General features: G+C 48.5%; 24 protein-coding genes. 10 read left to right on the top strand and 14 right to left on the bottom strand.

Annotation, left to right across the window (positions count from 1 at the left end):
- Positions 1–74: 74 nt before the first annotated feature.
- Together FJ444_RS06055 and FJ444_RS06050 are read right to left on the bottom strand one after the other, a co-directional pair.
- Positions 75–614, bottom strand: coding sequence for an SRPBCC family protein (locus FJ444_RS06055; RefSeq protein ID WP_140957044.1), 540 nt, complete (start codon positions 612–614; stop codon positions 75–77).
- A gap of 44 nt (positions 615–658) precedes the next feature.
- Entirely contained in the window at positions 659–1,618 is a 960-nt protein-coding gene (locus FJ444_RS06050) for a nucleoside hydrolase (protein ID WP_140957043.1), read from the bottom strand.
- 282 nt (positions 1,619–1,900) lie between these two features.
- Between FJ444_RS06050 and glgC the strand changes: the two genes are divergently transcribed.
- A complete protein-coding gene (glgC, locus tag FJ444_RS06045; RefSeq protein WP_140957042.1) occupies positions 1,901–3,181 on the top strand; it encodes a glucose-1-phosphate adenylyltransferase in 1,281 nt (426 codons plus the stop codon).
- A 50-nt stretch (positions 3,182–3,231) separates the two neighbouring features.
- Here glgC and FJ444_RS06040 read toward each other — a convergent pair whose 3' ends face one another.
- A complete protein-coding gene (locus tag FJ444_RS06040; RefSeq protein ID WP_140957041.1) occupies positions 3,232–4,509 on the bottom strand; it encodes an MFS transporter in 1,278 nt (425 codons plus the stop codon).
- A 123-nt stretch (positions 4,510–4,632) separates the two neighbouring features.
- Between FJ444_RS06040 and FJ444_RS06035 the strand changes: the two genes are divergently transcribed.
- A complete protein-coding gene (locus tag FJ444_RS06035) occupies positions 4,633–5,484 on the top strand; it encodes an acyl-CoA thioesterase II (protein WP_255439056.1) in 852 nt (283 codons plus the stop codon).
- A gap of 71 nt (positions 5,485–5,555) precedes the next feature.
- On the opposite strand, the gene FJ444_RS06030 is transcribed toward FJ444_RS06035, so the two are convergent.
- The 4 genes from FJ444_RS06030 to FJ444_RS06015 form a co-directional block, all read right to left on the bottom strand.
- Positions 5,556–8,504, bottom strand: a complete 2,949-nt coding sequence (locus FJ444_RS06030) for a TonB-dependent receptor (RefSeq protein ID WP_140957040.1) — start codon at positions 8,502–8,504, stop codon at positions 5,556–5,558.
- A 65-nt stretch (positions 8,505–8,569) separates the two neighbouring features.
- Positions 8,570–11,215 (bottom strand): glycoside hydrolase family 16 protein, encoded by a 2,646-nt coding sequence (locus FJ444_RS06025; protein WP_140957039.1) that lies wholly within the window; start codon positions 11,213–11,215, stop codon positions 8,570–8,572.
- A gap of 589 nt (positions 11,216–11,804) precedes the next feature.
- Positions 11,805–12,653 carry an HDOD domain-containing protein gene (locus FJ444_RS06020; RefSeq protein ID WP_140957038.1) on the bottom strand — a complete coding sequence of 283 codons (849 nt, stop codon included), beginning with the start codon at positions 12,651–12,653 and terminating at the stop codon, positions 11,805–11,807.
- Between the two features lie 110 nt (positions 12,654–12,763).
- The gene (locus tag FJ444_RS06015) at positions 12,764–13,795 is read right to left on the bottom strand and encodes a 2-dehydropantoate 2-reductase (protein WP_140957037.1); all 1,032 of its coding nucleotides are present in this window, start codon (positions 13,793–13,795) and stop codon (positions 12,764–12,766) included.
- Between the two features lie 84 nt (positions 13,796–13,879).
- Here FJ444_RS06015 and FJ444_RS06010 point away from each other — a divergent pair, with 84 nt between their 5' ends.
- Positions 13,880–15,160 carry a glycosyltransferase family 4 protein gene (locus FJ444_RS06010; RefSeq protein WP_255439055.1) on the top strand — a complete coding sequence of 427 codons (1,281 nt, stop codon included), beginning with the start codon at positions 13,880–13,882 and terminating at the stop codon, positions 15,158–15,160.
- 7 nt (positions 15,161–15,167) lie between these two features.
- Here the strand turns inward: FJ444_RS06010 and FJ444_RS06005 are convergent, their stop codons facing one another.
- Positions 15,168–15,560 carry a SufE family protein gene (locus tag FJ444_RS06005; protein ID WP_140957036.1) on the bottom strand — a complete coding sequence of 131 codons (393 nt, stop codon included), beginning with the start codon at positions 15,558–15,560 and terminating at the stop codon, positions 15,168–15,170.
- Positions 15,550–15,909, bottom strand: a complete 360-nt coding sequence (locus FJ444_RS06000; RefSeq protein ID WP_181405084.1) for a DUF2750 domain-containing protein — start codon at positions 15,907–15,909, stop codon at positions 15,550–15,552. The genes FJ444_RS06005 and FJ444_RS06000 overlap by 11 nt, the downstream gene beginning before the upstream one ends.
- Positions 15,910–16,124: 215 nt before the next feature.
- On the opposite strand from FJ444_RS06000, the gene xthA reads away from it, so the two are divergent.
- From xthA to FJ444_RS05985, 3 genes are all read left to right on the top strand, one after another.
- Positions 16,125–16,934, top strand: coding sequence for an exodeoxyribonuclease III (xthA, locus tag FJ444_RS05995; RefSeq protein ID WP_140957034.1), 810 nt, complete (start codon positions 16,125–16,127; stop codon positions 16,932–16,934).
- Between the two features lie 3 nt (positions 16,935–16,937).
- Positions 16,938–17,588, top strand: coding sequence for an energy-coupling factor ABC transporter permease (locus tag FJ444_RS05990; RefSeq protein ID WP_140957033.1), 651 nt, complete (start codon positions 16,938–16,940; stop codon positions 17,586–17,588).
- A 126-nt stretch (positions 17,589–17,714) separates the two neighbouring features.
- Positions 17,715–18,170, top strand: a complete 456-nt coding sequence (locus tag FJ444_RS05985; RefSeq protein ID WP_140957032.1) for a hypothetical protein — start codon at positions 17,715–17,717, stop codon at positions 18,168–18,170.
- 31 nt (positions 18,171–18,201) lie between these two features.
- Here the strand turns inward: FJ444_RS05985 and FJ444_RS05980 are convergent, their stop codons facing one another.
- Positions 18,202–19,635, bottom strand: coding sequence for an ATP-binding protein (locus FJ444_RS05980; RefSeq protein WP_140957031.1), 1,434 nt, complete (start codon positions 19,633–19,635; stop codon positions 18,202–18,204).
- On the bottom strand, positions 19,632–20,321 hold the full coding sequence (locus tag FJ444_RS05975; RefSeq protein ID WP_140957030.1) for a response regulator transcription factor: 690 nt from the start codon (positions 20,319–20,321) through the stop codon (positions 19,632–19,634). The genes FJ444_RS05980 and FJ444_RS05975 overlap by 4 nt, the downstream gene beginning before the upstream one ends.
- Before the next feature lie 151 nt (positions 20,322–20,472).
- On the opposite strand from FJ444_RS05975, the gene FJ444_RS05970 reads away from it, so the two are divergent.
- Positions 20,473–20,901, top strand: coding sequence for a hypothetical protein (locus FJ444_RS05970; RefSeq protein ID WP_140957029.1), 429 nt, complete (start codon positions 20,473–20,475; stop codon positions 20,899–20,901).
- A 65-nt stretch (positions 20,902–20,966) separates the two neighbouring features.
- On the opposite strand, the gene FJ444_RS05965 is transcribed toward FJ444_RS05970, so the two are convergent.
- Genes FJ444_RS05965 through FJ444_RS05955 form a run of 3 tightly spaced genes read right to left on the bottom strand, consistent with a single transcriptional unit; the run spans position 20,967 to position 22,188 of the window.
- Positions 20,967–21,485, bottom strand: a complete 519-nt coding sequence (locus FJ444_RS05965) for a GNAT family N-acetyltransferase (protein ID WP_140957028.1) — start codon at positions 21,483–21,485, stop codon at positions 20,967–20,969.
- Positions 21,475–21,711, bottom strand: a complete 237-nt coding sequence (locus tag FJ444_RS05960; protein ID WP_140957027.1) for a hypothetical protein — start codon at positions 21,709–21,711, stop codon at positions 21,475–21,477. The genes FJ444_RS05965 and FJ444_RS05960 overlap by 11 nt, the downstream gene beginning before the upstream one ends.
- A gap of 15 nt (positions 21,712–21,726) precedes the next feature.
- Positions 21,727–22,188, bottom strand: coding sequence for a YaiI/YqxD family protein (locus tag FJ444_RS05955; RefSeq protein WP_140957026.1), 462 nt, complete (start codon positions 22,186–22,188; stop codon positions 21,727–21,729).
- Between the two features lie 151 nt (positions 22,189–22,339).
- Here FJ444_RS05955 and FJ444_RS05950 point away from each other — a divergent pair, with 151 nt between their 5' ends.
- Genes FJ444_RS05950 through FJ444_RS05940 form a run of 3 tightly spaced genes read left to right on the top strand, consistent with a single transcriptional unit; the run spans position 22,340 to position 23,934 of the window.
- A complete protein-coding gene (locus FJ444_RS05950) occupies positions 22,340–22,861 on the top strand; it encodes a helix-turn-helix transcriptional regulator (RefSeq protein ID WP_140957025.1) in 522 nt (173 codons plus the stop codon).
- A 1-nt stretch (position 22,862) separates the two neighbouring features.
- Positions 22,863–23,597 carry an AzlC family ABC transporter permease gene (locus FJ444_RS05945; RefSeq protein WP_140957024.1) on the top strand — a complete coding sequence of 245 codons (735 nt, stop codon included), beginning with the start codon at positions 22,863–22,865 and terminating at the stop codon, positions 23,595–23,597.
- Positions 23,587–23,934: an AzlD domain-containing protein gene (locus FJ444_RS05940; protein ID WP_140957023.1), complete on the top strand. Its 348-nt coding sequence runs from the start codon at positions 23,587–23,589 to the stop codon at positions 23,932–23,934. The genes FJ444_RS05945 and FJ444_RS05940 overlap by 11 nt, the downstream gene beginning before the upstream one ends.
- The last annotated feature ends 46 nt before the right edge of the window (positions 23,935–23,980 follow it).

The raw sequence follows: 23,980 nt of genomic DNA, 5'->3' as shown, positions 1-23,980 counted from the left end.
AAAAAATACATAAGGGGATAACGGCTATTTGGTTTTACGCCTACAAAGAAAGAAAGGATCGCACTGCGCTCATATTAATGACTTACCAGGCCATTTTCGGCTAGTACTTTGATATTCTCCAGGCCCACTTCCATGTCCCGGCCTAATTTGTCATCAAACGTAAGCAGTTTATAGCGATCGATGATATTTAAACCCACATCTCCCTGGCTGGACCAGGTAACACGGATACCATTATTTGACGCGTCAAGACGGATTTCACCAGTGGCTTCAATACCTTGGGTAACATTGTGCAAGGAATATGTGAGCATGCGGTTAAATTGCAGGGAGTCAATTTGAATTGAGCCAATTCCCAATACATCGCTTTGCCATTGAACACGCATGCCTATTGCCCGGTCGGGCCCATCGTAAGAATAAATTGCAACCGGATCGAGCCGCCCCCAGCTACTCCATTGTTGCCATTTTTTAAGGTCGACAACCATGGGGTAAATGACACTGGCTGGCGCCTCAATTTCAATTGAGCGCTCAACCCTGTATTCACTGGGCAAAACCACCCCAACTAATCCAACAAAGATCAGTATGATGATTAGATTTAATGCTGCTTTGCTCCCCGGCATAGCATCCCCTGTTAGTGTTGACCCAGGAGGATTATAACATCAATTTAACAAATTGAGAGATTTACGGCATTTTTTGATTGTAACAGGCAAAAAATATAGTCAATTACCTTTTGGGCATTGGCATCTGAGAGCCATTTACATTCAAAACCCGACGTTTCCTGCCAGATTTGGCCGGCATTTGGCGTGCGCGTTGACGCCATACATCTACCATTAACAATATTGATTGCGTCATCATGGATGCCCAGCACGCAAGTTGCCAGAACATCCCACATAAAATAAGTAAATTCGTAGGCAGGAATGGCCGTCACCGTTGCGGCCCAGCATTGCCCGGCCAATTCAGCCAATGGCGTGCCCAGCGCAGACAACTTCTCCAGGAAATCCCAACTTACTGGTAACCGGTTCGTTGCATCTAAAGGCACCAACACCAGCGGTAATTCCGCAGCCAATAAATCATAGGTTGCCTGAGGGTGCCAATACGCATTCCATTCGGCAGTACCGTTGTGATCGTGCATCGCCACATTACCACGCACATCGATAGCGCCGCCCATCCACACTACTTTTGCAATGTTACGCTTTAATTCAGCAGAACAATTAATTGCGGCTGCCAGATTAGAAGCCGGGCCGGTCATTAATACCGTAACCGGCACGTTACTGGCCGAGATAATCTGAGACATCAATTGATGCGCAGGTTCAGTAACACGCTGCGCATAATTGGCATGACTGCGAAGAAACGCTGGCAACGCTCTGCAAAACCGGGGTTGCGCGCGCCAGTCTGCGGGAAAGGGATTGGGGCCGATAATATTCCCTACAGCCACTTTCACGTTGGTTGCATTAAACATATGCAATATTTTTAAGGTAGATTCCAGTGCGTCATCCGGGTAGCAATCGGCTGGTGTAATACACACAGCTTTGAGTTCAATGTGCGGCATACACAGCAGTAAAATCAACGAAAGTAAATCGTCGATCCCACCGTCGTGGTCGAAAATTACGGGTTGTTTAGACATGTGAAGTATTCATTCTGAAAACGATAAAAAACAGTAGAAAAGCGAGTTTGATGTATACCAATTCGCGCAGAAATTGGGTATTACATTACAATAATTCCAACAGAATTCCAGCTTATTTAAATCTTTATAAATACTGGCTTGAGCAATATTTATACTCAGCGTAAGATAGTGAAAATTAATATAATTTATAGTGCAGTGATTCAGTGCTGAACACTGTCAACTTCAGGTACTTGCCCGACCACTTGGGTATCTGCCGACTGTGCGTGTCAGAAGGAGAATAGAATGGCCGACAACAGCTCTCGTTATATCAGTAACCTAACCCGAGATACTTATGCTCTCATCCTCGCAGGAGGACGAGGTTCACGATTACATGAGCTGACCACCTGGCGTGCCAAACCCGCCCTGTATTTTGGTGGTAAATTCCGCATTATCGACTTCCCTCTATCTAATTGTATTAATTCAGGTATTCGCCGCATTGGGGTCATTACTCAATACAAGTCTCACTCGCTTATCCGCCACCTGGTTCGTGGCTGGGGTCACTTCAAGAAAGAATTAGGTGAGTCAGTTGAAATTCTGCCAGCATCGCAGCGCTTTTCCGAAAACTGGTATGAAGGGACTGCCGATGCAGTATTCCAGAACATCGATATTATTCGTGAAGAATTACCCAAGTACGTTATGATTTTGTCTGGCGACCACATCTATCGTATGGACTACGGTGATCTGCTGGCAAGGCACGTAGAAACCGGCGCCAAGATGACGGTGTGCTGTATGAAAGTTCCCGTTGAAGAAGCCGCCGGTGCGTTTGGTGTTATGTCGGTGGATGAAGAACTGCGTATCACAGGTTTCGCTGAAAAACCGGCCTCCCCCGATCCGCTGCCTGGCGAACCAGATATGTGTCTGGCATCAATGGGGAACTACGTTTTCGATACTGAGTTCCTGTTTGAACAATTACGTCGTGATGCTGAAACATCAGGCTCTGAACGTGATTTTGGTAAAGATATTATTCCTAGCATTATTCAGGATCACGATGTCTACGCCTATCCGTTCCAAAGTAACGATAACGAACACGTTTACTGGCGTGATGTAGGTACACTGGATTCATTCTGGGAAGCCAACATGGAAATGGTGGCGCCTGTACCTGCTCTTAACCTGTATGATCGTAAATGGCCTATCTGGACCTATCAGGAGCAGTTACCACCAGCAAAATTTGTATGGGAAGATCAGGACCGTCGTGGTGAAGCTATTAACTCAGTCGTCTCTGGTGGCTGTATTATTTCGGGCTCAACACTGCGTCGTTCTTTGTGTTTCTCTAACGTTCGTGTTCACTCATACGGCTTGATTGAAGAAGCGGTATTATTGCCAGATGTAGAAATTAAACGTCATTGCCGATTGCGCAAAGTGATCATTGATCGCGGCTGCGTAATTCCGGAAGGCACGGTAATTGGCTACGATCACGAGGAAGATCGCCGTCGCGGTTTCCGTGTATCGGAAAAAGGTGTCGTGCTGGTTACCCGTGAAATGCTGGGCCAACCCGTTGGTGGCGGCATTATTCCACATGACTAATCAAGTAGTTAATCTGATGAAACGGGCAACCTGAGTTGCCCGTTTTTGTTTTAGTTAGCCCGGCTCACCGCGATAAGATCATTTTCTAACCTTTGTGCCGCCCACACAAACGATAAAATCGAAAAAACAAAGGGTACACCCAGCCATTTAAACGCAACCAACAGTGCAGCCAACTCCCCTAACGTTTCGGTGTAGGCATCACTCACCAGTCCCACAAAAGTAGGCCCACCACCCAGCGCGATCAGATTGAGTACGAAAAAGCACACCGCAGTAGACATTGCCCGGCACTGCGCAGGAGCAAGTGACTGAACCATGGCGAAGCATGGGCCAAAATAGGTGCCAGAGGTAACTAACAACAACGTAAATCCAACAATGGCGACAACCAGTTGATCAGTGTGAATGGCGATGAAAAAAGCGGGCACACCAATACACAGGGCCATTGCGGGTAGCATTGCATAAGCCCCCTTGTAACGCTGCCCCCATTTATCGGCAATGACGCCGCCTGCCCACACACCCAGTGCATACAAGGTGCCGTTTACTACACCAAAAATAACCAGCAATTCCACCAAATCTAGCTGGCTAAAGCGGCGAACAAAATAATCTATTTGCCAGCCAGTAATAGCGTAGTTAGCAAATGACGAAAGCGTGATCCCCATCACCATTCCCCACCAGGCAGGAATAGAAATAAAAGAACGAATGCCAGCCATAAACGAGAGTGGCTTAGCAGTTGATACCTGCCTTACCGGCTCTTTCACCGTAAACTTAAGCACCAACGCCAGTAGCACACCGGGCAGACCCACTGCAATCATCACCGCACGCCAGTTGGCCTCGCCACCGCTTAACATGAAGGCCGATGCCAGATAGGCCAGCATGATCCCCAATGGGATCCCTAATGAATATAAAGCTAACGCTGTTGCCCGACGTGCAGCCGGAAATAAGTCGGCGATGATGCTATGCGCGGGCGGTGTGCCACCGGCTTCACCAATCCCTACACCGAGACGGCACAATGCCAACTGCCAATATTGTGTTGCCAGTCCCGATAACGCCGTAAAACCACTCCACATCGCCAGAGACACTGCAATGATATTTACCCGGTTCGCGCGGTCGGCCAGCCAGGCAATAGGGATACCCGTCAGCGTGTAAAGCATGGCAAAGTAAATCCCCTTCAAATATCCCAATTGTGCATCGGTTAATGCCATATCGGCTTTTATCAGCGGCGACAAAATGCCAATGATTTGCCGATCCACAAAGTTAAACGCGTAAACCAGCGTAAGTAGGAATAGTACATAATAGGATTTGCGCGCACTGACAATTTGAGTGTGAGACATGGGGTAAATAACCAATTATAACGGTATATAAACAGGAATGAGTCGTGTTCTGTACAAAGCTCCCCGATAATACCACACTAACAAGAGTAAGCATTACCGGCAGCATTCTGGCTTAAGCCTGTTTTGCAGCCACAAATTCAGGTATTTGAAGTCAGTATGCATATCGATGAACTATTAGCGTTAACCACAAACACCGCCGCACAGTCAGAAATCCTGTGGCAAAGCACACATCCAGGATTGCCTGGTAACTGGGGTCAGGGTCGCACGGCATTTGGGGGCATTACTGCCGGTTTGATTTATCACGCTCTAGCTCAGGTTGTGAGTAGCGACCGCAGCATTCGCGCCTACCATGTTAACTTTGTTGGCCCAGTGAGTTTTGACACGCCGTTTGAACTGGTAGTAGAAGAACTGCGAACCGGCAGAAACATGTCACAGTATTTAGGTAAATTGGTACAAAATAATCGGGTATGCGTGTGTGTACAGGCTTGTTTTGGCGTAGGCCGTAAATCTAAAATTCACGTTGATAAACTGCCAGAGCACAACATGGCGCTGCCGAAAAAAGCCAAGTTTATTCCGCAAATTCCTAAAGTAACACCCAACTTTTTCCGCCACTTTGAACTGGCGATAGAACAAGGGCAGATCCCATTTAGCTGGAGTAAGCACAGTCATTACCATGGCTGGATGCGCTTCAAACAAGCGCCAGCAACGTTCACTCCTACACACCTGGTTACTATGATCGACTGCTGGCCACCAGCGATTATTCAGCAGCTTAAATTGCCTGCACCCGTGAGCACCGTAAGCTGGGATATTGAGTTTGTGCAGCCACTGGAAGTCACAGGTGAGAATCCGTGGTTTGGTTATCAGGTTGATACGAAATTAGCGGTAGATGGCTATGCTCACACCGAAGCAACCATTTGGGACGACAAGCAGCGTGTAGTTGCCCTGAGCAGACAAACTATCGCCGTATTCGATTAGTGTTCTAGCACCATAAAAAAAGCCCGGTTACTTACCTAACCGGGCTCTACACGTACCTCAACCACTATTCGTTAGTTGAAAGTATAACGCACACCGAGTGCATAACGTGTTCCGTACTGACGAGCAAACAAGAATTGCTCCTGATAACGACCGTAACCCTGTTCTGTTTCGTTGGTAATGTTCAACACGTCCAGGAACATAGTCAGCGATTCGTTAATGTCGTAATTTACACTCATGTCCCAGATCCCAAAGTCTTTAAAGAACTGTGGTGGCGCATCTGAAGACCCTTGTGACTGCCCTACCCCTAACAGGTAGTCGTCACGCCAGGCGTAGGTGACTTTAACCGACAGACCATCTTTCTCGTAGAAGCCCTGGAAGTTAGCAGAATCACCTAAACCGGTAAGTGGCGCTTGCTGTGTCAGGCTTTCAACGTCAAACTCAACGTCGCCTTGCACAAACGTGGCATTCACGCCCACACCAAAACCAGACTCACCAAACAAGTGCTGAACCGCCACTTCGAATCCATCTACCGACTTGGAATCGGTGTTAGTAGGCTGGCTGATGTTCCACACGATCAGCGGATCGCTGGAGTTTGGCTCAATCTGACCATCTGCATTGCCATGACCATTTGCCAGCATCTGCTCGAAAATAGCCGTACTGGTAGCCTGCTCACCACGGGCTTCAATATCGGCAATTGCCTGCTGATAACGCGGGCCATTGTAAATATCGAACAAGCCATCAATGGTGGTTTCTGTAATGGTCGTCTGAATAAAGTTATCTACGTCTTTCTTAAAGTACACAATAGACGCGTAACTGCCTTCATCGTAGTAATAGTCCAGCGCGATATCCAGGTTAGTCGATTCAAACGGCAACAGGTTCGGGTTGCCCTGACCACCGGTACGCGAGCCAGGTTTTGGGCTGCCACTTAACGCACGACCACCTGCCAGGTTGCCCAGTGGTGCACGCGCCATGCTCTTGCCCCACGAGAAACGTGCCATCAATTCGTCGGTTAACTCAACGCGAAGATCAATGGCTGGCAACAGTACATCGTGTTTACCGAACTGTGTCAGGAAGTTGTCTGTGCCGCCTTCCTCATACTGCATGATCCACTCAGAGGCGCTTACCCAGTTAACCTGTTTTTCAACACGCTGGCGCACGGTACTGGTAACGTCGGTCTCTTCATAACGCAAACCCGCTATCAGTTCTACCGGGTAATCCTTAACCTCGAAATCCCATTCCGTTTGGATGTAGAAGCTGTTAGTTACCTCTTCAACATAGCTTTCACTGTCGATTCCGTCGAAATAGGCATCCGGCACGTACACATCACTGCCCATCACTTCTTCTGTTAAATACGCCATCTGACGGGCAACGGCCTCGTCGAAGTCGTAGGTATAGTAGTAGTTTGGCATTAACGCACTGCCACCACCAGCAAAGGCATCCAGCAATCCGGATGTATCGTGGCGAACAAACATACTGTCGGGGAAGATTTCGGTAAAGCTCGGGTTAAAGCCCGGGCCACCGCGCAATCCACTCCACGCACTATGGCCGCCCATGGTTTGCTCGGTGCGTGCTAAACCAAACTTCACAACCGCCATGGGAATATCAAATTTAGAGTTGAACCACTCACCATCAACTTGTAACTGTTCAATGGTTGATTCACCTGGCGAGTGAATAAACTGACTGAAGTTTGAGTCGATTTCACTGGGCATTAACTCATTGGTGCCGTTGCGCCAGTTAATGTAAGCGTGCGGAATTTCACCGGTGCGATAATCATAAATTTTAGAGATCAACTGATCTGAACCCAAAATTATCTGACCATTGCTGCCCATGCCTTTATCGGCACCATTGTCGATTTCGTTGTTAGAATCGTGGTAATCGATATTCAGTTTAAGATCTTCGTACACCTGCCACTCAACGTTCAAACCAATCGAGCGTGCGTCTACTTCGGTAGTACCGCGACTCGCGGTAAATGAACCGTCATTACCACCAATATCGGCATAAATAGCGGTGCCGTTTTCGTCGAGTTCGTAGGCATTAATATTACCGCCGAATTCGTTCCAAATCCCCCAGCCAATGCTTTCAACACCCACTACAGCGTTAGTTGCCGTGTAATCCAGCGTCACTTTCACATCGTCGGTTGGAGCATATTGCAGTGTCAGTTGCGCATTAGTACGCTCGTTTTCAACGTCGTCAATGCCGTAGTTCATGTCTTTCGGGAAGAAATGATTGCCGATGCGATCGCCGTTTTCATCAATGGCGCGTGGGTCGATAGCTTTAGTGTCATCCAAATCAGGTAAATCCACATTCGCCTGCCAGCCTTGAATGTTGGCTTGCTGACGCTGGAAGTCGCGCTGATAGTGGTTAAAACTGAACGCTACACCAAATTTGTCGTCATTAAAGGTGTTGCTGTACACACCAGCAATTTCCGGGGTCACTTTATCGCCCTGTTCAACCGATTCATCATGACGCGCTTTAGCCATTAATGAAAAGCGTTGACCCGGCTGCGAAAGCGGCTTGGTGGTTACAATATTCACTGTTGCACCTAAACCACCACTGGGATTTGCCACCGTAGAGGTTTTGAATACTTCCAGGGTTTTCACCCCTTCGGCAGACAGGTTTTCCAGGCTGTAAGAACGGGTAAAACCCGTGCCTGGCATTTGTCGGCCGTTTAGCGTGATCAAGTTAAACTCCGGACCAAAACCACGCACTGTAATTTGACTACCTTCACCGTTGTTACGACTTACCGTAACCCCAGGAATACGCATCAGTGATTCCGCCAGGTTAGAATCCGGAAATTTACCCATTTCTTCGGCTGAAATGGCGTCCATTACCCCTGGAGTGCTGCGTTTGAGGTCCATCGCGCGTAATAAGCTGCCTCGGATCCCTTGCACTTCAATCACTTCAACTTCCGGTTCTGCCGTTTCACCGGCTTCTTGTGCCAGTACTGGCTGGCCGGCAGCGCCCATCAGTAACGCTATGGATACCGCCAGACGACTTTTGTTAAATGTTGTGTAATTCATAATTGCGATACTCACGAAAAATACTTTACCTTGTCAGGTGCCCGCAGGCACATGGCGTCAGAGGCTTACTCAGCCACAATCTCAACGTTATCCAGTCGGTACACCGCGCCGTTGCCAGTACCCCACGCCGGGAATACCATCACAACGTCAATCGCACTGATATCAAGGCCGGCATTGAATAAGGTTTGTAAGGTAAAGGTGTAGGTTTGCCATTGGCCGGTTACTGGCGCAGCACCCTCTACACTGTCAGTTAAATCAAGTTCTACTGCGGTGGCAGCATCGCCCGATTCGATTTTGAATTTCCACACTGCATCAGGATTTGACGGCGCAGATACCACTTTCATATCAAATCGCACAACCCCGGTTGCCAACAGATTCGCAGCATCGTAGTACACACCATCATCGGCCAGAATACCCATCACGGTTGGCGCTTCGCCAATGATAAACTGGGCGACTGCACCTTTGCTGTTATCGTCATCGGTTTCTACTGTAGGAGTAGAACCACCACAACAATCCCAGATAGACCAGCCTTCTGCGGCTACGTCAGCAAACAGCGAGATACCATTGGCAGACTCAGCGGAAGGATCGTAAATCTTCGCATTGTCTACACGGTATACCGCACCCTCACCAGTTCCCCACGCAGGGAAAATCATGATTACATCGATAGCGCTTACATCCAGGCCAGCCGCTGACAAATCAGCCAGCTTGAATGTGTAGGTTTGCCACTCACCGGTAGTCGGTGCAACACCCTGCTGACTGGCAGTAATGGGTAATTCAACGGCTGATGCAGCGTTGTCTGATTCCAGTTTGATTAGCCAGGACGCATCCGGGTTCGATGGTGCATCCACCACTTTCATTTCAAACTCAAACACACCAGTATCAAGAATGCTGCTGGCATCAAATGGCGTATCACCACCACCGTTTGCACTGCGGGTAATAAAGCCCATCACCGTTGGTGACGCACCAATGCTAAACTGTGCAACCAGGCCATGCGCATCGTCATCCAGCTCTTCGGTAGGCATTGAGCCACCACAGCAGTCCCACATTACCCAGTTCGGGTTTTCACCGTCATCAAAGAACACCACTTCAGGGCTTGGCGCAGTAATTTTCACATTGTCCATTTGATACACAGCGCCTTCACCGGTACCCCAGGCAGGGAAAATCATCAGCACGTCAATTGCGGATACATCTAAACCCGCGTCAGCCAGCGACTGTAAAGTAAATACATACGTTTGCCATTCACCGGTTGTAGGCACTACACCATCGCGGTTTGCGGCAAGCTCAATTTCAACTGCACTGGATGCATTGTTACTTTCAACTTTGAACATCCACACTGAATCTGGGTTACCAGGAGCAGAGACGATTTTCATATCAAAAGAGATAACACCGCTTTCCAGCATGCCTGAGCCATCAAATGGCGATGCCTGACCGTTTTCGTCGGTAATAAACTCACCCCGGCTGATAAAGCCGTTTACTGTAGGTTGCGCGCCTACGTAAAACTCGGTTACCGCACCCATATCCGGATCGTCAATCACCATAGGCGTTGAACCACCACAGCAATCCCATGCAGGCCAGTTTGGATTGGCTGCATCATCAAAAATTGTCAGGTTTTGCACCACGCCCGAAGAAGGCGGTGTTGGAATAGGCGCAGCGCCTTCTACCAATGCATCTTCCAGGCTTTCATAACCAGGACGAATGGTCTCACAACCGCGGCCCGTGTCTGGGTCGGAAGCACACTCATATACGCGCACGTAATCAATTACGTACTCCTGACCATTGGCAAATGCCTCAGCATCAATGCCCAGGTTGTTAACGTTTTCCGGCCAGTCGCCGCCCACAGCCAGGTTGAGCAACAGGTGGAATTCCTGATCAAATGGCGCGTTGTTCCAGTAAGTTTTAAGCTCACCGGTTACCTGATCGTAATATTCAGTAAACCAACCGCGATGACTCAGGCCAACGGCCTGATCTTTAGAATCATAACGCACAGTGGACTTACGCTGGGTAGCATACAAATAGCCATCCATGTACCAGCGGATTTCGCCTTCCTGCCATTCAATCGCATAGGTGTGGAAATCGTCGGCAGGGTTTGCACCATCGGCTAATAAGTAAGCTTTACCTGACTTTTTATTATTCGGCCATTCCTGACCATAATGCAGCGTACCGTGAACATAGGCTTCTACATTCCCATCTGCGTCGGCCACTTTCAGGTTAACCGCTTCCATGATGTCGATTTCGCCAGAACGTGGCCAGCCGCCGTAAACGTAATCGGTGGGTAACATCCAGAATGCCGGCCAGCTGCCCTGCCCTGAAGGCAATTTAGCGCGCATTTCAAAACGGCCGTATTTGAAATCACCCTTATAACGGGTATTTAATCTTGCAGAAGTATAAGGTTTTTCAGCACCTTCTTCGGCTGGTAAGGCAACAATGTGCAACATGCCATCGGCCAGGAAAGAGTTTGCAGGGTCATCGGTGTAACATTGTTTTTCATTGTTACCACCGCCAGCGCAGTTGACTTCGTGAGTCCATTTATTCGTGTCGATAGCGCTGCCATCGAATTCATCACTCCAGATCAACTGCCAATCAGTCACCGGTACGGCGGGATCAACAACAGTAAAATCTGATTCAGTTTTGGCGCTTCCGCCGCATCCCATCATAGTCGCCGCAGTAACAGCAACAAACAGGCGGGAGAGTTGCGTGGTTGTGTTTTTCATTATTCAGCCCCGATAGAAACGGAATTTTATGTAAATACAGAAACGGTTAAAACCGCAACAATACTGTAAGCGCTTACACGTACAGAATGAAAACATGTAAGCGCTTACAAAAGAATATTACATAAAATCTGGTAAGTAAATTTTTTTAACAAATATTTTACTGGCAATTACAAACGTAAATGTATTGTTAAGGCCACAGAGGGTGAAATAAGTTACGACTGATGCAGGCTATTCGATCAACCAGCCTGGCGCATTATTAGGGCGTGTTGATCTTTGCTGTATTAATTTTGTTCGTTCTAGGTGTTCAGCGATCGCGGCGCATGTTCGCAGGTGCAGTGGTTCTGCATCAAGAGCATGCAACAAAGAGCGGTGGACACCTAGAGCGAACCCTTCGGGCAGCGCCTGTGCAACATTTCTAATGCTTCAGCCCAAGTTCATGTAGATGACTACACTTCACTTGCGCTTCATTGTATAAACGTCGCACAGACTGGTGCAAAATCATACAGCAAAGATCAACACGCCCTCATAAGAAACGTTAACGCGAGGGAGAACGAATAAATGTTAAGGTAACATTTTCCGCAATTCGCCCTCAGTACAACATAAACGCACCCGGGTTAAACAAACTAATTACGCTCAAACACTGCAAATTCGTAATGTCCAGGGCATCTTCCAGATCTTCATGTTTAAACCCAAGTACTTCGTGAAGATGGGGTTTTAAATTGTTATAGCTAGGGTAAAGTTCGGTATTCACATTATCCAATGCCAATACGTAGGCAAGTTGAAGAAGCTGTTCGTCCAGCCCATCAGCAGGTTCAGTGGTGTTGTGAATCAACTGCAAAGGTTTGTATACACTTTCCGGTATACCCCACTCTTTGATCAGCGCTGCCGACAAATCTGCATAGGTAAAACCACAAATCGCCGCTTGTAACTCCGCGGGTTTTACTCGGGCATTATACGCGGTGCAGCGCTGCGCCTCGCTAGGATACATAGACACAATCACCAGCTCGCCAATGTTGTGCAGTAAACCCGCTACAAACAAACGTTCAGACTCGCGATGACGCTTTCTTTCTGCAAGGTACTTAGCTAGCAATCCGCAACTGACACTTTGTTCCCAAAATCGATCGAGATCGATTATTTTGGCTTCTACATCTTTGAATGCATGGGAAATACCATAAGCCAACGCTAAATCATACGCACCGCGCGTACCAATAATTTGAAGTGCTTTGCTTATTGTTTCAATTTTATTGGGAAACTTGTACAGCGCACTATTGGCTACTTTTAACAGTTGTGCGGTTAACCCCGGGTCAAACGCAATTACTTCACCCACATCGTCGATACTCGCGGCGCTATCATCCATACAGGCTTTTAAGCGTGTCACAGCTTCGGGTAAAACAAACAGACCACTTGCTTCACTGGCTAATTCACTGACACTTTTCATACAAAATCCTAATTCGAATCCGCAAAGCTAAACAGGGCGTGACATAATCAACCGCCATTCTATGGATATAGCTTAAATTCTCAAGCTCTGCCAATTTTCACGCTTAAAAATCACGCTAGAATCTTGCTTTTTAGTAAGGCGGCGGAAGATTGGCGAATATCTTGAGCGTAAGTGCCATCAACACTCAATTCCTCTACCAATCGAGTGAGATTTTTATTAGCCGCGCAAGACAAGCCAAATTGCTTAGCAGTAGCTACCACTGCCCCATTCAAATACTGAATTTCTGTTACTTTTCCAGCCTGAAGATCCCACCACATCGATGAACGTGCGTCATCGTCAATATCGAGCATTTTTGCTGCAATTCGGGTGAAAAGCCAATTGGGTAATCGCAATAGCCGTGGGATCCATTTCGCAGGTACTTTGGTTAATTGCGGAAGGTCCATCCCCATAGCACCTGAGACTGATAACAATTCATCCATCAATGTGGCGATGATCTGCCGATAATGCTTGTCTAGCAGCATTTGCTTAATAGGGATATTTGCCAGCGCGTTTACCGCATTAGCCAGATTCAGTTGGAGTTTGGCCCAACAATAAGCCTGCATATCCAACGGCCAGTGTACAGGTAAGAGTGAAGTGTTCGGGCTGGTAAGCCAGCCAGGCCGCAGGGCGTCCGACAAGCCTGTTTCTATGGCGAGCACGCCCTCGGTGGTGCGGCGCAATACATTGTGTGTTTCATCCCACACTACGTTAAAGCCCACTACCCCTTGCAGAACGGTGCATTCAGGAAAGGCCGCTTTCACTTTTTCTACACTACCAATACCATTTTGGCAACAGATCAGCGTACAGCCATTCCCAATTTTGTTTTGCAACGCCAGCAACGTTTCATCAATTGCTGTGCACTTGACGGTTAACCAAATGGTGGCATGTTCCAGTTGCCCCGGAAGTTCAGTGTGAAACTGCGCTTCAGCCGCGTTAAACGCAGCGGATTCGCCTGTGTAGTCGGCCAGCGCCACGCCGTTTACCAGCCGTTGATGCCAAACCGGTCTGCCAACAAACTCAACAGAATAGGTTTGCCCCAGCACCGCCCCCAAATAGCTGCCAATTAAGCCACTGCCGTATATCCAATGCGTGCAAACGCTCATATTACCGCGCCTTTTTGTTCAACAACATTCGCACTATGCCACAGGTACGCCGTCGCGCCCAGATGATTGATTGAAGGTTAGAGCATGGTAAACTTGCCGCCCGACAAAGCAGGCAGGTTAAAACGCAGTATGGCAAGAAAAGTTCTGATAATTGGCGCAGTGTGGCCCGAATCTAAGTCTTCAGCGGCTGGGCAGAATATGTCAGGCTTGTTGCGTGCTTTTCATCAACATGGCTTTGCCCTGACCTTTGCAACTGCGGCAACCGACAGCATACATGCTGATGGTTTCAACAACCTGCCCGTTACCAGCATGCAAATTGCTATCAATGATGCGTCATTCGATAACGTGATTTGTGAATTGCAGCCCGATATAGTGGTGTTCGACCGCTTTATGACTGAAGAGCAGTTTTCCTGGCGGATCCGCAAACACTGCCCAAACACCTTACACATACTCAACACCGAAGATTTACACAGCTTGCGTTACGCCAGACACGAAGCCGTAAAGCGCGCCGGGCACGCCAACTGCGCCGAACTCAATAACGCCTTTGCGCACCGCGAAATCGCAGCGATCCTACGCAGTGATATTAGTTTGATTATTTCGGCACATGAATACGATTTGCTTATCAATACCTATCAGGTACCCGCCCGACAGCTGGTTTTATTGCCATTGCAGCCTCCAGCAGACACGCCTGCCTGCCAGCAACAATGTAGCTTTACACAACGACAACACTTTATGACGGTGGGCAATTTCAGGCATGCCCCGAACTGGGACAGCGTATTACAGCTTCATCAGCATATCTGGCCAACCATCCGCAAACAACTTCCCTACGCGGAATTACATATCTACGGCGCGTACCCGCCCAAGAAAGCCACCGAGTTACATAATCCGGCGAAAGGCTTTTTGGTAAAAGGTTGGGTAGAGGACGTAAATACCGTTATGGCGCAAGCCAGAGTGTGTTTGGCGCCGCTGCGCTTTGGGGCTGGGGTCAAAGGCAAACTGCTGACTGCATTGCGGCATAACACCCCCTCCGTAACCACATCAGTGGGGGCAGAAGGGATAGCCGCTGAGGAAGACTGGTGCGGCGTTGTAGCCTCTGATAACCACGATTTTATTCAGGCAGCAGTGAATTTGTACACTGATCAATCTATGTGGCAACAAGCCAGTGATCGCTGCAGCGCACTATTTGAACACTACCAACAGTCGGTTATCAACGGTAATAGGCAGTTGTTCGATAAGATTGCTCAGGCAATGAATGATATTCAGGGATACCGGGCTCCACTATATCAGCAAGGGCTGGTATGGCATCACAGCCTGCGCAGTACACAGTTTATGTCGCAGTGGATAGAGGCTAAAAACAGGGTGTAAACGTTGTTTAACCCTGAATGCGTGCCACGACATCCTTAATACCATTTGCCCGCGACTGGCTTAAATACCGGTCTAAGCCGATGGCAGAAAAATACGCCGGAAAGTCAAACTTTGCCAACGCTTCAGCGTCCAGTGAATTTACCTTTTCCTGAATGATGGCCAGTACACCGCGAATGATCTTGCTGTCAGACCAGGCCAGCATAACACATCCATCCACAGGTGATTTTTCGAGGGTTAGCCATACCCTGCTCTGGCAGCCTTTCACCTCGGTGGAATCGGTTCGCGTTACATCAGGCAGCACGCGAAGGTGCTTTCCTGCCAGCATGAGTTGGCGCAGCATATTGTCCCAGCCTTTGGCCAAAATCAATTGCTCCGCCAATGGCAGTGCGTTACTCGTCATCGAGTTGTTCACGCAGTTCGTCAGGACCAGTTACAATGCCTTCGCGCAAGGTACCGCTAGGAAATAACACCAGGGCCACATTGTTCTTTTTTAAGCCGGGAAGCCACAATTCCTTAAAATCGGCCAATGCAATTGACTGCGGTTTGCTTTCAGGTAAGTCTTTGCGCTGCCAACTCGAGACACTGGCTTCATCAGGCCACAGTGGCAAACCGGTTTGCGTACCCAGTTCAACCATCACCCAGCCTTCGTTACCCATAAGGCCCCATACCAGGCCTGTTTCCTGAATAGTATCTACTAAATATTCTGCGCGTTCGCGAGCGGGCAGCTCGCTGGGTATTTGTTCTGTCACAATAAGTCCTAACCTTTAACAAGGCGCGCAGTATATCACACACCCCTGCGTGAAAAAGTGCAGCGATTTCATCAATCGATCCGAATTCTCATACCAAGGCGCGCAATTTCAGCAATAACAAGACGAACCGCTTAAATGAGGCATAAATGCGGTTATACCTGGCCTGGCTTTCTGGTAGTATTCGCCCATATTGATTCACAGCAGTTAGCATTCTTATGAAAGTCATTTCGTTTAATATCAACGGTATTCGCGCACGTCTTCATCAACTTAGCGCGCTCATTGAAAAACATCAGCCCGATGTAATTGGTTTACAGGAAATAAAAGTCGATAACCCGCAGTTTCCTGTGAAAGACATTGAAGCCATGGGATACCAGGTGTTTTATCACGGCCAGAAAAGCCATTACGGCGTCGCCTTTATGGTTAAGCAAACGCCCAAAAACGTGCAGTACGGCTTTCCCACCGATAACGAAGATGCACAGCGCCGCATGATCATGATCACAGTTGAAAATGAAGCCGGCGAGCCGGTAACTATTCTGAATGGCTACTTCCCTCAGGGCGAAAGCCGCACACACGAAACGAAATTTCCGGCCAAGCAACAGTTTTACAGTGATTTAATGGGTTACTTAACCGCGCATCATACCCCTGATGACAATGTGATCATCATGGGCGACATGAATATCTCACATACCGACCATGATATTGGCATTGGTGAAGAAAACCGCAAGCGCTGGTTACGCACGGGCAAGTGCAGCTTCCTGCCCGAGGAACGTGAATGGTTGAATACGTTATTCGACTGGGGATTGCACGACAGTTTTCGTTCGCAACACCCCGATTGCAACGAACAGTTCAGCTGGTTTGATTATCGCTCTAAGGGATTTGACGACAACCGTGGACTGCGTATCGATCTGATTCTGGCAACACAGAGTATGCATAATCAATTGCAAGAATCCGGCATTGATTATGAAATTCGTGGCATTGAAAAACCCTCTGATCACGCGCCAATCTGGGCGACATACAAGGGCTAAAAAATGACAGCACTGCAAGGCGTGGCATTGTGTGCCTTTTTGGTGTTACTGGGCGTAATAGCCAGAAATACAGACTGGCAGCATCTGTTAGCCAATAAACAAAAGCAGCACATGTTGTTTGGTTGTGCTGCGGCCGTTTTTTTCCTGTGGGTGTTTCGCGCCAGTGTTCCCGGTGGCCCAAGCCCCAGCGTGCATTTTATGTGGCTGGTAGCACTGGCGTTAATACTTGGCTTTCGGTCATCCATTATTGCCGCCACGTTGTCATTACTCGGGGTAACCCTGTGGGGCAAAGAGAGCTGGAGTATGCTGGGCGTGAACGGTTTATTGGGGATTGCCGCGCCGATCGCGTTTGCCTACACCATTTTCATGCTCACTTTTCATAAACTGCCGCGCAATTTATTTGTTTATATCTTTATGTGTGCATTTATGCCCGGTGCCCTGGCAATTGCATTAAAAATAGCACTCATGAGCGGCTACTATGTGTTGGATGACGTATACAGCTGGAGTGTAGTAAAAGACAACTACCTGATCCTCATACCGCTATTATTGTTTCCGGAAGGTATGCTCAACGGCATGACAATGACCATTCTGATCATTTATTTTCCCGGGCTCGCCTACACGTTCCACGACAAGTTCTACATAGAAAATAAGTAGCATCAGGTTTTCAACAAAAGCCGCATCTGCGGCTTTTTCTTTACGCATTAATTACCTTGCTATACGCAACTTCGTCCCGGCAGCCAGGCTCCAAGCTAGCGTATTGGTATTAACCCAGGATCTACTATGAAAATGAATGTGTTACCGCTACTGAGTATTGCCCCCGCCATGATGCTGCTAAGTGGCTGCATAGGGCATCCACCGCCTCATCAATCTGAACCCGATCAATTTGTTACCAACATCAAAGACGATGGTACCAAACTGTTCAGCTTTAGTGTTGATGCCATACCTGCACGACCAAACGACGGCAAGGGCCGTGGACGAGGTGAAGGCCCGCCGCCGGGAGCAATGGGCAAAGGGAATGAACAAGCCAGCCGATCATCTGCCCCCATGCCCGCCAATCCAATGGACATGCTATACGATAAACTTGCCCTCACACTGGAAAATAATGGCTATTGCCGGGAAGGTTATATCGAAATAGATAACTACGAGACAAACAATCGCCTGCATGTGCTGGGTGAATGCAACGAAACCGCAACGGAACAAGACAAAACGCAATTTGCGAATCGGTACGGATACTGATTGCCATTTGCAACGCGACATCAGTACCCGATCAGGCTAAAGGAAACGTTAAACTCACAATTAAACCGGTGGGCTCGTTTAAGGAAAAAGCGATGCTTCCACCGTTTAGCCTTACCGCTTCTGCGGCGATCGCCAGTCCCAATCCTAATCCGCCCGTTTCGCTGTGTCTGGCGCTATCGGTGCGGTAGAAAGCTTTGGTAAGACACGCCAGTTCTTCTGGTTGAACCCCCGGTCCGTCATCGGCAATGCGAATAACAACCGATCGCCCGTCACGCTCATTCGACTGACCAGCCGTTAACTCGCAGGTTAATGACACACTCGAACTGGCATACTTAAAGGCATTTCGCACTACGTTTTCGATGGCCGTAAGCATGGGTTCTTCATAAACATCAACCTGAACATCCAGTAATGCATGACGCCACTCCACACCCGCCCCTTTGGCTTCAAAAGCAGCATCTTCACACAAATCGGTAAGCAATGTTTCCAGCGTAAAACGCTGCGGCCCCTGCTGAATCGCCCGGGCTTCCATGGTGGTTAAATCAGAGAGCCGCTGAATATGCAGGTTCAGTAATTCACTTTCTTTTTCTGCGCGTTCAAGCAGCGGGGCAATTCCCTCATCGTTGCTCTTTTTGCGCAGCAGCGCCAGTGTCATTTGCAAACGGGTAAGCGGCGTACGCAGTTCATGGGAAATATCCGCACTCTGGCGCTTTTGATTCTGTATGAGTGCGGCAATACGCGCCGTCATGTCGTTAAACTGGCCGAACAAGCGTGCAAATTGGGTGTTCGCGGCATACTGGCGATCGGTGCTATCAGACGATTCAATGTCGATTTTATGGCTTAACTGGCCGTTGCCAACTGCGGTAAAAGCCTTGCCTAATCGCGTTAATGGCCTTGCAATTGAGCGCACCAATAACCAGCTCATTATGCTGGTTACCACAAGAAACACCGTCAAGATACCCCAGACGGGAAACGTACGAAACACATCGAGTGGTCTTGGTCGCTCAGGCCGCCATAGCACCAGCTTCCAGTCTGGATTGCTGCTTAGCGTAACGGGACCCATTAATCGGGTCCATTCAATATTAATCGTCCGGGGATGCTCGCTTTGCATGAAATACCAAAAGCGCTTACTGCTGAATTGTTCCAACAGGTGTTCACGAACCGGCTCGGTGCTCATCACCAGTTTAAGATTGCTATCCACAATCATCATCTGGTAGGCAAAACTGCGTTCCTGCATGTTCAACCTCCGCCAGTTTATCCTGCTGATATCCTGATGACGGGCCATTTGCTTATCTATTCTGTCAGCCACCGATTCAATATACTTACGCTCCTTGGTATTCAAATGATCGTCATCATCCAGTTGCTGAAGTACAAATGCTGGCACCGCTATCGACAATAAACACACCAGCAAGGTGAGCCAAAACCAGCCTAATACTTTCACATTAAAACTGCGAATAGGATTGATCATCCCTCAAACACTCCGTAGCCCCTACCGCGCTGGCTCTTAATCTCACAATTGGAAGCCGCCAATTGCAACTTCTTGCGCAGATTACTCACGTGGGTATCAATACTGCGATCAAAGGCCTGCAAACGACGGCCCAGGCACTTTTCGCTAAGACTTGCCTTACTTATGAGTTCGCCCGGTGACTGACAAAATTGCTTCAACAATGCATATTCGCTGCCGGTAAGTTCAAGAACCACGCCGCCACACTGCGCTTCCATTTTGCCCAGATCCAGTCTGAGATCGCCCAGTACCAGCTGATTTGAGGCAGCGGTACTGTCTGAAGATTTGTCACGGGTACGGCGGGTTATCGCCCGAATACGTGCCAGCAATTCCCGGTCGTTAAACGGCTTTGCCAAATAGTCGTCTGCACCCAGTTCTAACCCGAGCACTTTATCTAAATCATCACCTCGAGCCGTTAGCATAAGAACCGGCAACTCACTTTGCTGTCGCAATGCCTTAAGCACGTCCAGACCATTGAGTTTGGGCAACATAACATCCAACAGAACCAGCTCGATATGACTCAGTGAAAGCGCCGCTTCCAGGCCCGATTTTCCGTCAGCACGGTGCTCTACTTCGTAACCAGACAGGGTTAAAAATTCACTTAATAACTCCGCCAGTCCTTTGTCGTCTTCGATTAATAATATGGTCATGGCACTGCTTTATTGATTAACACAGGCCAATAATGCCTGACTTTTCATAGGTTCACACCACATTTGCATTTCTTAACGTTCCTTGGCATTCAATCCGTTAATCTTGTAACTGTCCTCATTAAGAGGGAACACCCATTAACAGGAGAACAATATGAAACGTTCACTAAAACAACTTGGCCTGGCAACCTTTGCCGTAATGATAATTGGTGCAGGCGTAAGTGGTGTTGCCCTGGCAAATAACGCCAAAGAAGGCAAAGAACCACCGCTGATGCCACCACAACTTCAACGCGCCCTGGGCGATATGGAGTTAACTGACGCACAGAAAGAAAAACTGGCGGTGCTGCGCGAAAAACAAAAAGCTTTAAAAGATGAATTCTGGGCCGTTTTCACTGAAGAACAGAAAACCGCAATGCTGGAAAAAATGATGCGTCACCACGGCGATGATCGCAGAAATGGCCGAGACGGAAAAGACGGCCGCCATCATGAGCACAAAAAAGGTAAGCACGGCAATCGCTCCGACCGGGGAGCGCCTGGCGACGAAGCCCCTGAAGATGATGACAAATCGGGCATGCCTCAGTAATCATTCTCTTCAAAGGAAATACCAACCCTTGCCGCGCGTGAGCGCGGCTTTTTTGGTTCAAATTATTACCCGGGAATAATGTATCGCAGCACGGTTTGATTACCGTCTTGTAGTTCACTGTGAAGCACTCCGCCATTGGCAATGATCATACCCACCGACGGGCCATTACCTTTGTAACAATGCACATGCACATCAGCAATCCCTTTTTGCCAGGCTGCAATCAGCGTTTTACCGAGTAGGAATTTGCCCAGTCCCTGGCCCCGATATGAGGGTCTGATCCCAAGCCCAATGTGGCCGCCAGCGTGGCGCAGTGCAGCAGTAAGCGCATGTCGAAGATTCGACACACCGATAAGTTCGTGGCCTTGCACCAACCAATAAGTTGTACTGGCAATAAATCCGTCAGGTAAATCCCTTCCCTGCTCAAATTGTTGCAGCCGGGTGAGCAAAGCCGCAAAGTCATCGTGTACAAAATCCATCGGAAAAGGATATCGCTCTTCATCCCCCAGTTCGTATATATATTCGCGGTAACTCGTTTCAAACCGGGCATGCGGCTTAACCAGTTCAAACGCTGTGCTACTTCTCATCCGCTGATTTTTCAGGTAAGTCGTTACACAACTGACAGTAAACGTTGCGCTTAAAATTATACGCTCGGGTTACAGCAAAAATGGCCAGCGTGATACACGCCCAGGTAATAGCAAAAGTCATGGCATCATCCAAACTGTGACCTTTCACGTACTGAGTGAACGTAAACAAGGCAAACAACAGCGGCAATGCAACCGCATACTGCTTTAACCATTTCTTAATTGGCATAAATTTCCTTATATTTTATTGTGCAGTATTGCGCTGTTTTTCCATCAACCAGCGATCCAGCGCATTTCCAAACGCCTGTTTTTCACTTGGTCCTAAAGGCGGCGGGCCTTTAGTCTGCACACCACTACTGCGCAGCGTATCCATAAAATCACGCATGTTAAGACGGGATTTAATATTTTCTTTGGTGTACATCTCGCCACGCGCATTCAATGCCAGCGCGCCTTTGGTGATCACTTCATCTGCCAGCGGGATGTCACTGGTGATCACCAGATCGCCTTTCTCGCAGCGCTGCACAATCTCGTTATCGGCAACATCAAACCCTTTTTCTACCTGAATACTACTAACGTATTTAGACGGTGGAGTTTTCACATATTGATTCGCCACCAGACACACCTCTGTTTGTGTGCGATTGGCTGCTCTGAACAGCATTTCTTTTATCACCACCGGGCATGCATCGGCATCCACCCAAATCTTCATATTGCGCTCCTACTTGACTCCCTCATGCTAAAACGAATCAACCAAAATTACTATTTTTTAGCGCTTTTGCAATTTGATTGAACAGTTATAGATTGACTTTTCATCGTTCCTTATATAGAACGTTCGATATATAGAACAGCTTAGATACGTTATGGACCAATCAACCCTGAATACCTTGGGCCGACACCTGCAGGCCATGCGACAGGCAAAAGGCATGTCGCTGTCGCAATTAGCCGCGGGCGCCGGTATTGCCAAATCAAACCTGTCGCGATTGGAACAGGGGAATGGCAATCCAACACTCGACACCATCTGGCGACTGGCCATGCAATTAAACGTGCCGTTTGGTGCGCTTGTACAGCCTTTGAGTGGCAGCGTGGGAGAAAAAGGCGTAGAAGTAAAACTGATCGATCAGGGCAAAGACGTTCCCAATGTCGATGCATACTGGATGTCCATTGCACCGAACACGCTGCGTCAGGCTGAATCACACGCGGCGGGTACCCAGGAAACCATATCACTCATCAGTGGCCGATTAACGGCGGGATTAATTGATACGCCTTCTGTATTGCTACCAGGCCAAAGCATTACGTTCAATGCCGACAACCCTCACCTGTATAAAACAGGTAAACACTGGGCTACCTGTCTTATTACCATTGTATACGCCGGGAATAACTAAAATGACAACGTCATCAAACACAGCTTCACGGCCAGGCTGGCAACGCGGTGTGCTTGACGCCCTGCCCTTATTGGGGGGCTATATTCCAGTGGCAATCTCATTTGGACTGATTGCTTCGCAAGCCGGATTTACCGCGCTGGAAGCAACCCTGATATCGCTACTTATTTACGCAGGTGCGTCGCAGTTTTTGCTGGTTGCTATGGTAGCCTCCGGTGCACCACTTTGGCTGGCAGTGAGCATGACATTACTGGTAAATGTGCGCCACGTGGTTTACGCCCCCAATCTGGTGCCTGATTTAACACAAAGTCGGGCCTGGCCATGGCTGATGCACGGGCTCACCGATCAGATTTTTGCCTTGGCGCATACCCGGCTTGCGCAATTAAATCATCACGACAAACTCGGCTGGTACACGGCCGCCTCACTGGTAGCCTGGGCAAGCTGGGTGTTGGGTACCACCTTGGGAGCTATTGCTGGCGATACCCTCACACAACACTGGCCTTTATTAGATGCGGTAATGCCCTTTGCGTTACCCGCTCTATTTTTGGTACTGCTGGCACCGCGATTTTCTAACCGGCTATGGTTTTACACGCTGAGCGTCACCATTATTTCAGCCATGGTTCTGGCGCTCACTTTATTAAAAAACGCAGCCATTCCACTAGCAGCAATGGCCGGTGGCTTCACCTTTTATTTGCTTAGCAGGCCACACAACAAACCGGAGCAAACTCATGCAAACTGATATCTGGATCGCCATTGTGGTGGCCGCGCTAGGCACATTTGCCATGCGTGCCGTGCCCCTGCTCTGGACACAGCGCCACTTTAACAAACACAAAGCGAACAATACCCAGGCACAGCTCCCTAACTGGATTGGCGTGTTAGGCCCCCTGATGATAGCCGCGATGCTTGGGGTATCACTGATCCCCAAAGTTAATTCAATGGCGGGTTGGAGCGCAACGTTGGCGGGTTCGCTGGTTACCGTACTGGTGTGGCGTAAAACCAAAACACTGGGACTCCCGGTACTGGCAGGCGTACTGGCATTTGGTTTAGTGTTTGGCGTGAGCACAATACTAACTTAATTCAGCCAGGCACCGCGTTGCTGGCCTGATGAAACCGATTTTACCA

Source organism: Aestuariibacter sp. GS-14 (assembly GCF_006494365.1).
GTDB classification, from domain to species: Bacteria; Pseudomonadota; Gammaproteobacteria; order Enterobacterales; family Alteromonadaceae; genus Alteromonas; species Alteromonas mangrovi.
The sequence above is the reverse complement of the archived record's forward strand: the minus strand, read 5'-3'. Positions and strand labels throughout refer to the sequence as shown.

Coding starts and splice junctions, on each gene's coding strand:
- FJ444_RS06055 (WP_140957044.1), bottom strand. CDS start 614: ATGCCGGGGAGCAAAGCAGCATTAAATCTAATCATCATACTGATCTTT.
- FJ444_RS06050 (WP_140957043.1), bottom strand. CDS start 1,618: ATGTCTAAACAACCCGTAATTTTCGACCACGACGGTGGGATCGACGAT.
- glgC (WP_140957042.1), top strand. CDS start 1,901: ATGGCCGACAACAGCTCTCGTTATATCAGTAACCTAACCCGAGATACT.
- FJ444_RS06040 (WP_140957041.1), bottom strand. CDS start 4,509: ATGTCTCACACTCAAATTGTCAGTGCGCGCAAATCCTATTATGTACTA.
- FJ444_RS06030 (WP_140957040.1), bottom strand. CDS start 8,504: ATGAATTACACAACATTTAACAAAAGTCGTCTGGCGGTATCCATAGCG.
- FJ444_RS06025 (WP_140957039.1), bottom strand. CDS start 11,215: ATGAAAAACACAACCACGCAACTCTCCCGCCTGTTTGTTGCTGTTACT.
- FJ444_RS06020 (WP_140957038.1), bottom strand. CDS start 12,653: ATGAAAAGTGTCAGTGAATTAGCCAGTGAAGCAAGTGGTCTGTTTGTT.
- FJ444_RS06015 (WP_140957037.1), bottom strand. CDS start 13,795: ATGAGCGTTTGCACGCATTGGATATACGGCAGTGGCTTAATTGGCAGC.
- FJ444_RS06010 (WP_255439055.1), top strand. CDS start 13,880: ATGGTAAACTTGCCGCCCGACAAAGCAGGCAGGTTAAAACGCAGTATG.
- FJ444_RS06005 (WP_140957036.1), bottom strand. CDS start 15,560: ATGACGAGTAACGCACTGCCATTGGCGGAGCAATTGATTTTGGCCAAA.
- xthA (WP_140957034.1), top strand. CDS start 16,125: ATGAAAGTCATTTCGTTTAATATCAACGGTATTCGCGCACGTCTTCAT.
- FJ444_RS05990 (WP_140957033.1), top strand. CDS start 16,938: ATGACAGCACTGCAAGGCGTGGCATTGTGTGCCTTTTTGGTGTTACTG.
- FJ444_RS05985 (WP_140957032.1), top strand. CDS start 17,715: ATGAAAATGAATGTGTTACCGCTACTGAGTATTGCCCCCGCCATGATG.
- FJ444_RS05980 (WP_140957031.1), bottom strand. CDS start 19,635: ATGATCAATCCTATTCGCAGTTTTAATGTGAAAGTATTAGGCTGGTTT.
- FJ444_RS05975 (WP_140957030.1), bottom strand. CDS start 20,321: ATGACCATATTATTAATCGAAGACGACAAAGGACTGGCGGAGTTATTA.
- FJ444_RS05970 (WP_140957029.1), top strand. CDS start 20,473: ATGAAACGTTCACTAAAACAACTTGGCCTGGCAACCTTTGCCGTAATG.
- FJ444_RS05965 (WP_140957028.1), bottom strand. CDS start 21,485: ATGAGAAGTAGCACAGCGTTTGAACTGGTTAAGCCGCATGCCCGGTTT.
- FJ444_RS05960 (WP_140957027.1), bottom strand. CDS start 21,711: ATGCCAATTAAGAAATGGTTAAAGCAGTATGCGGTTGCATTGCCGCTG.
- FJ444_RS05955 (WP_140957026.1), bottom strand. CDS start 22,188: ATGAAGATTTGGGTGGATGCCGATGCATGCCCGGTGGTGATAAAAGAA.
- FJ444_RS05950 (WP_140957025.1), top strand. CDS start 22,340: ATGGACCAATCAACCCTGAATACCTTGGGCCGACACCTGCAGGCCATG.
- FJ444_RS05945 (WP_140957024.1), top strand. CDS start 22,863: ATGACAACGTCATCAAACACAGCTTCACGGCCAGGCTGGCAACGCGGT.
- FJ444_RS05940 (WP_140957023.1), top strand. CDS start 23,587: ATGCAAACTGATATCTGGATCGCCATTGTGGTGGCCGCGCTAGGCACA.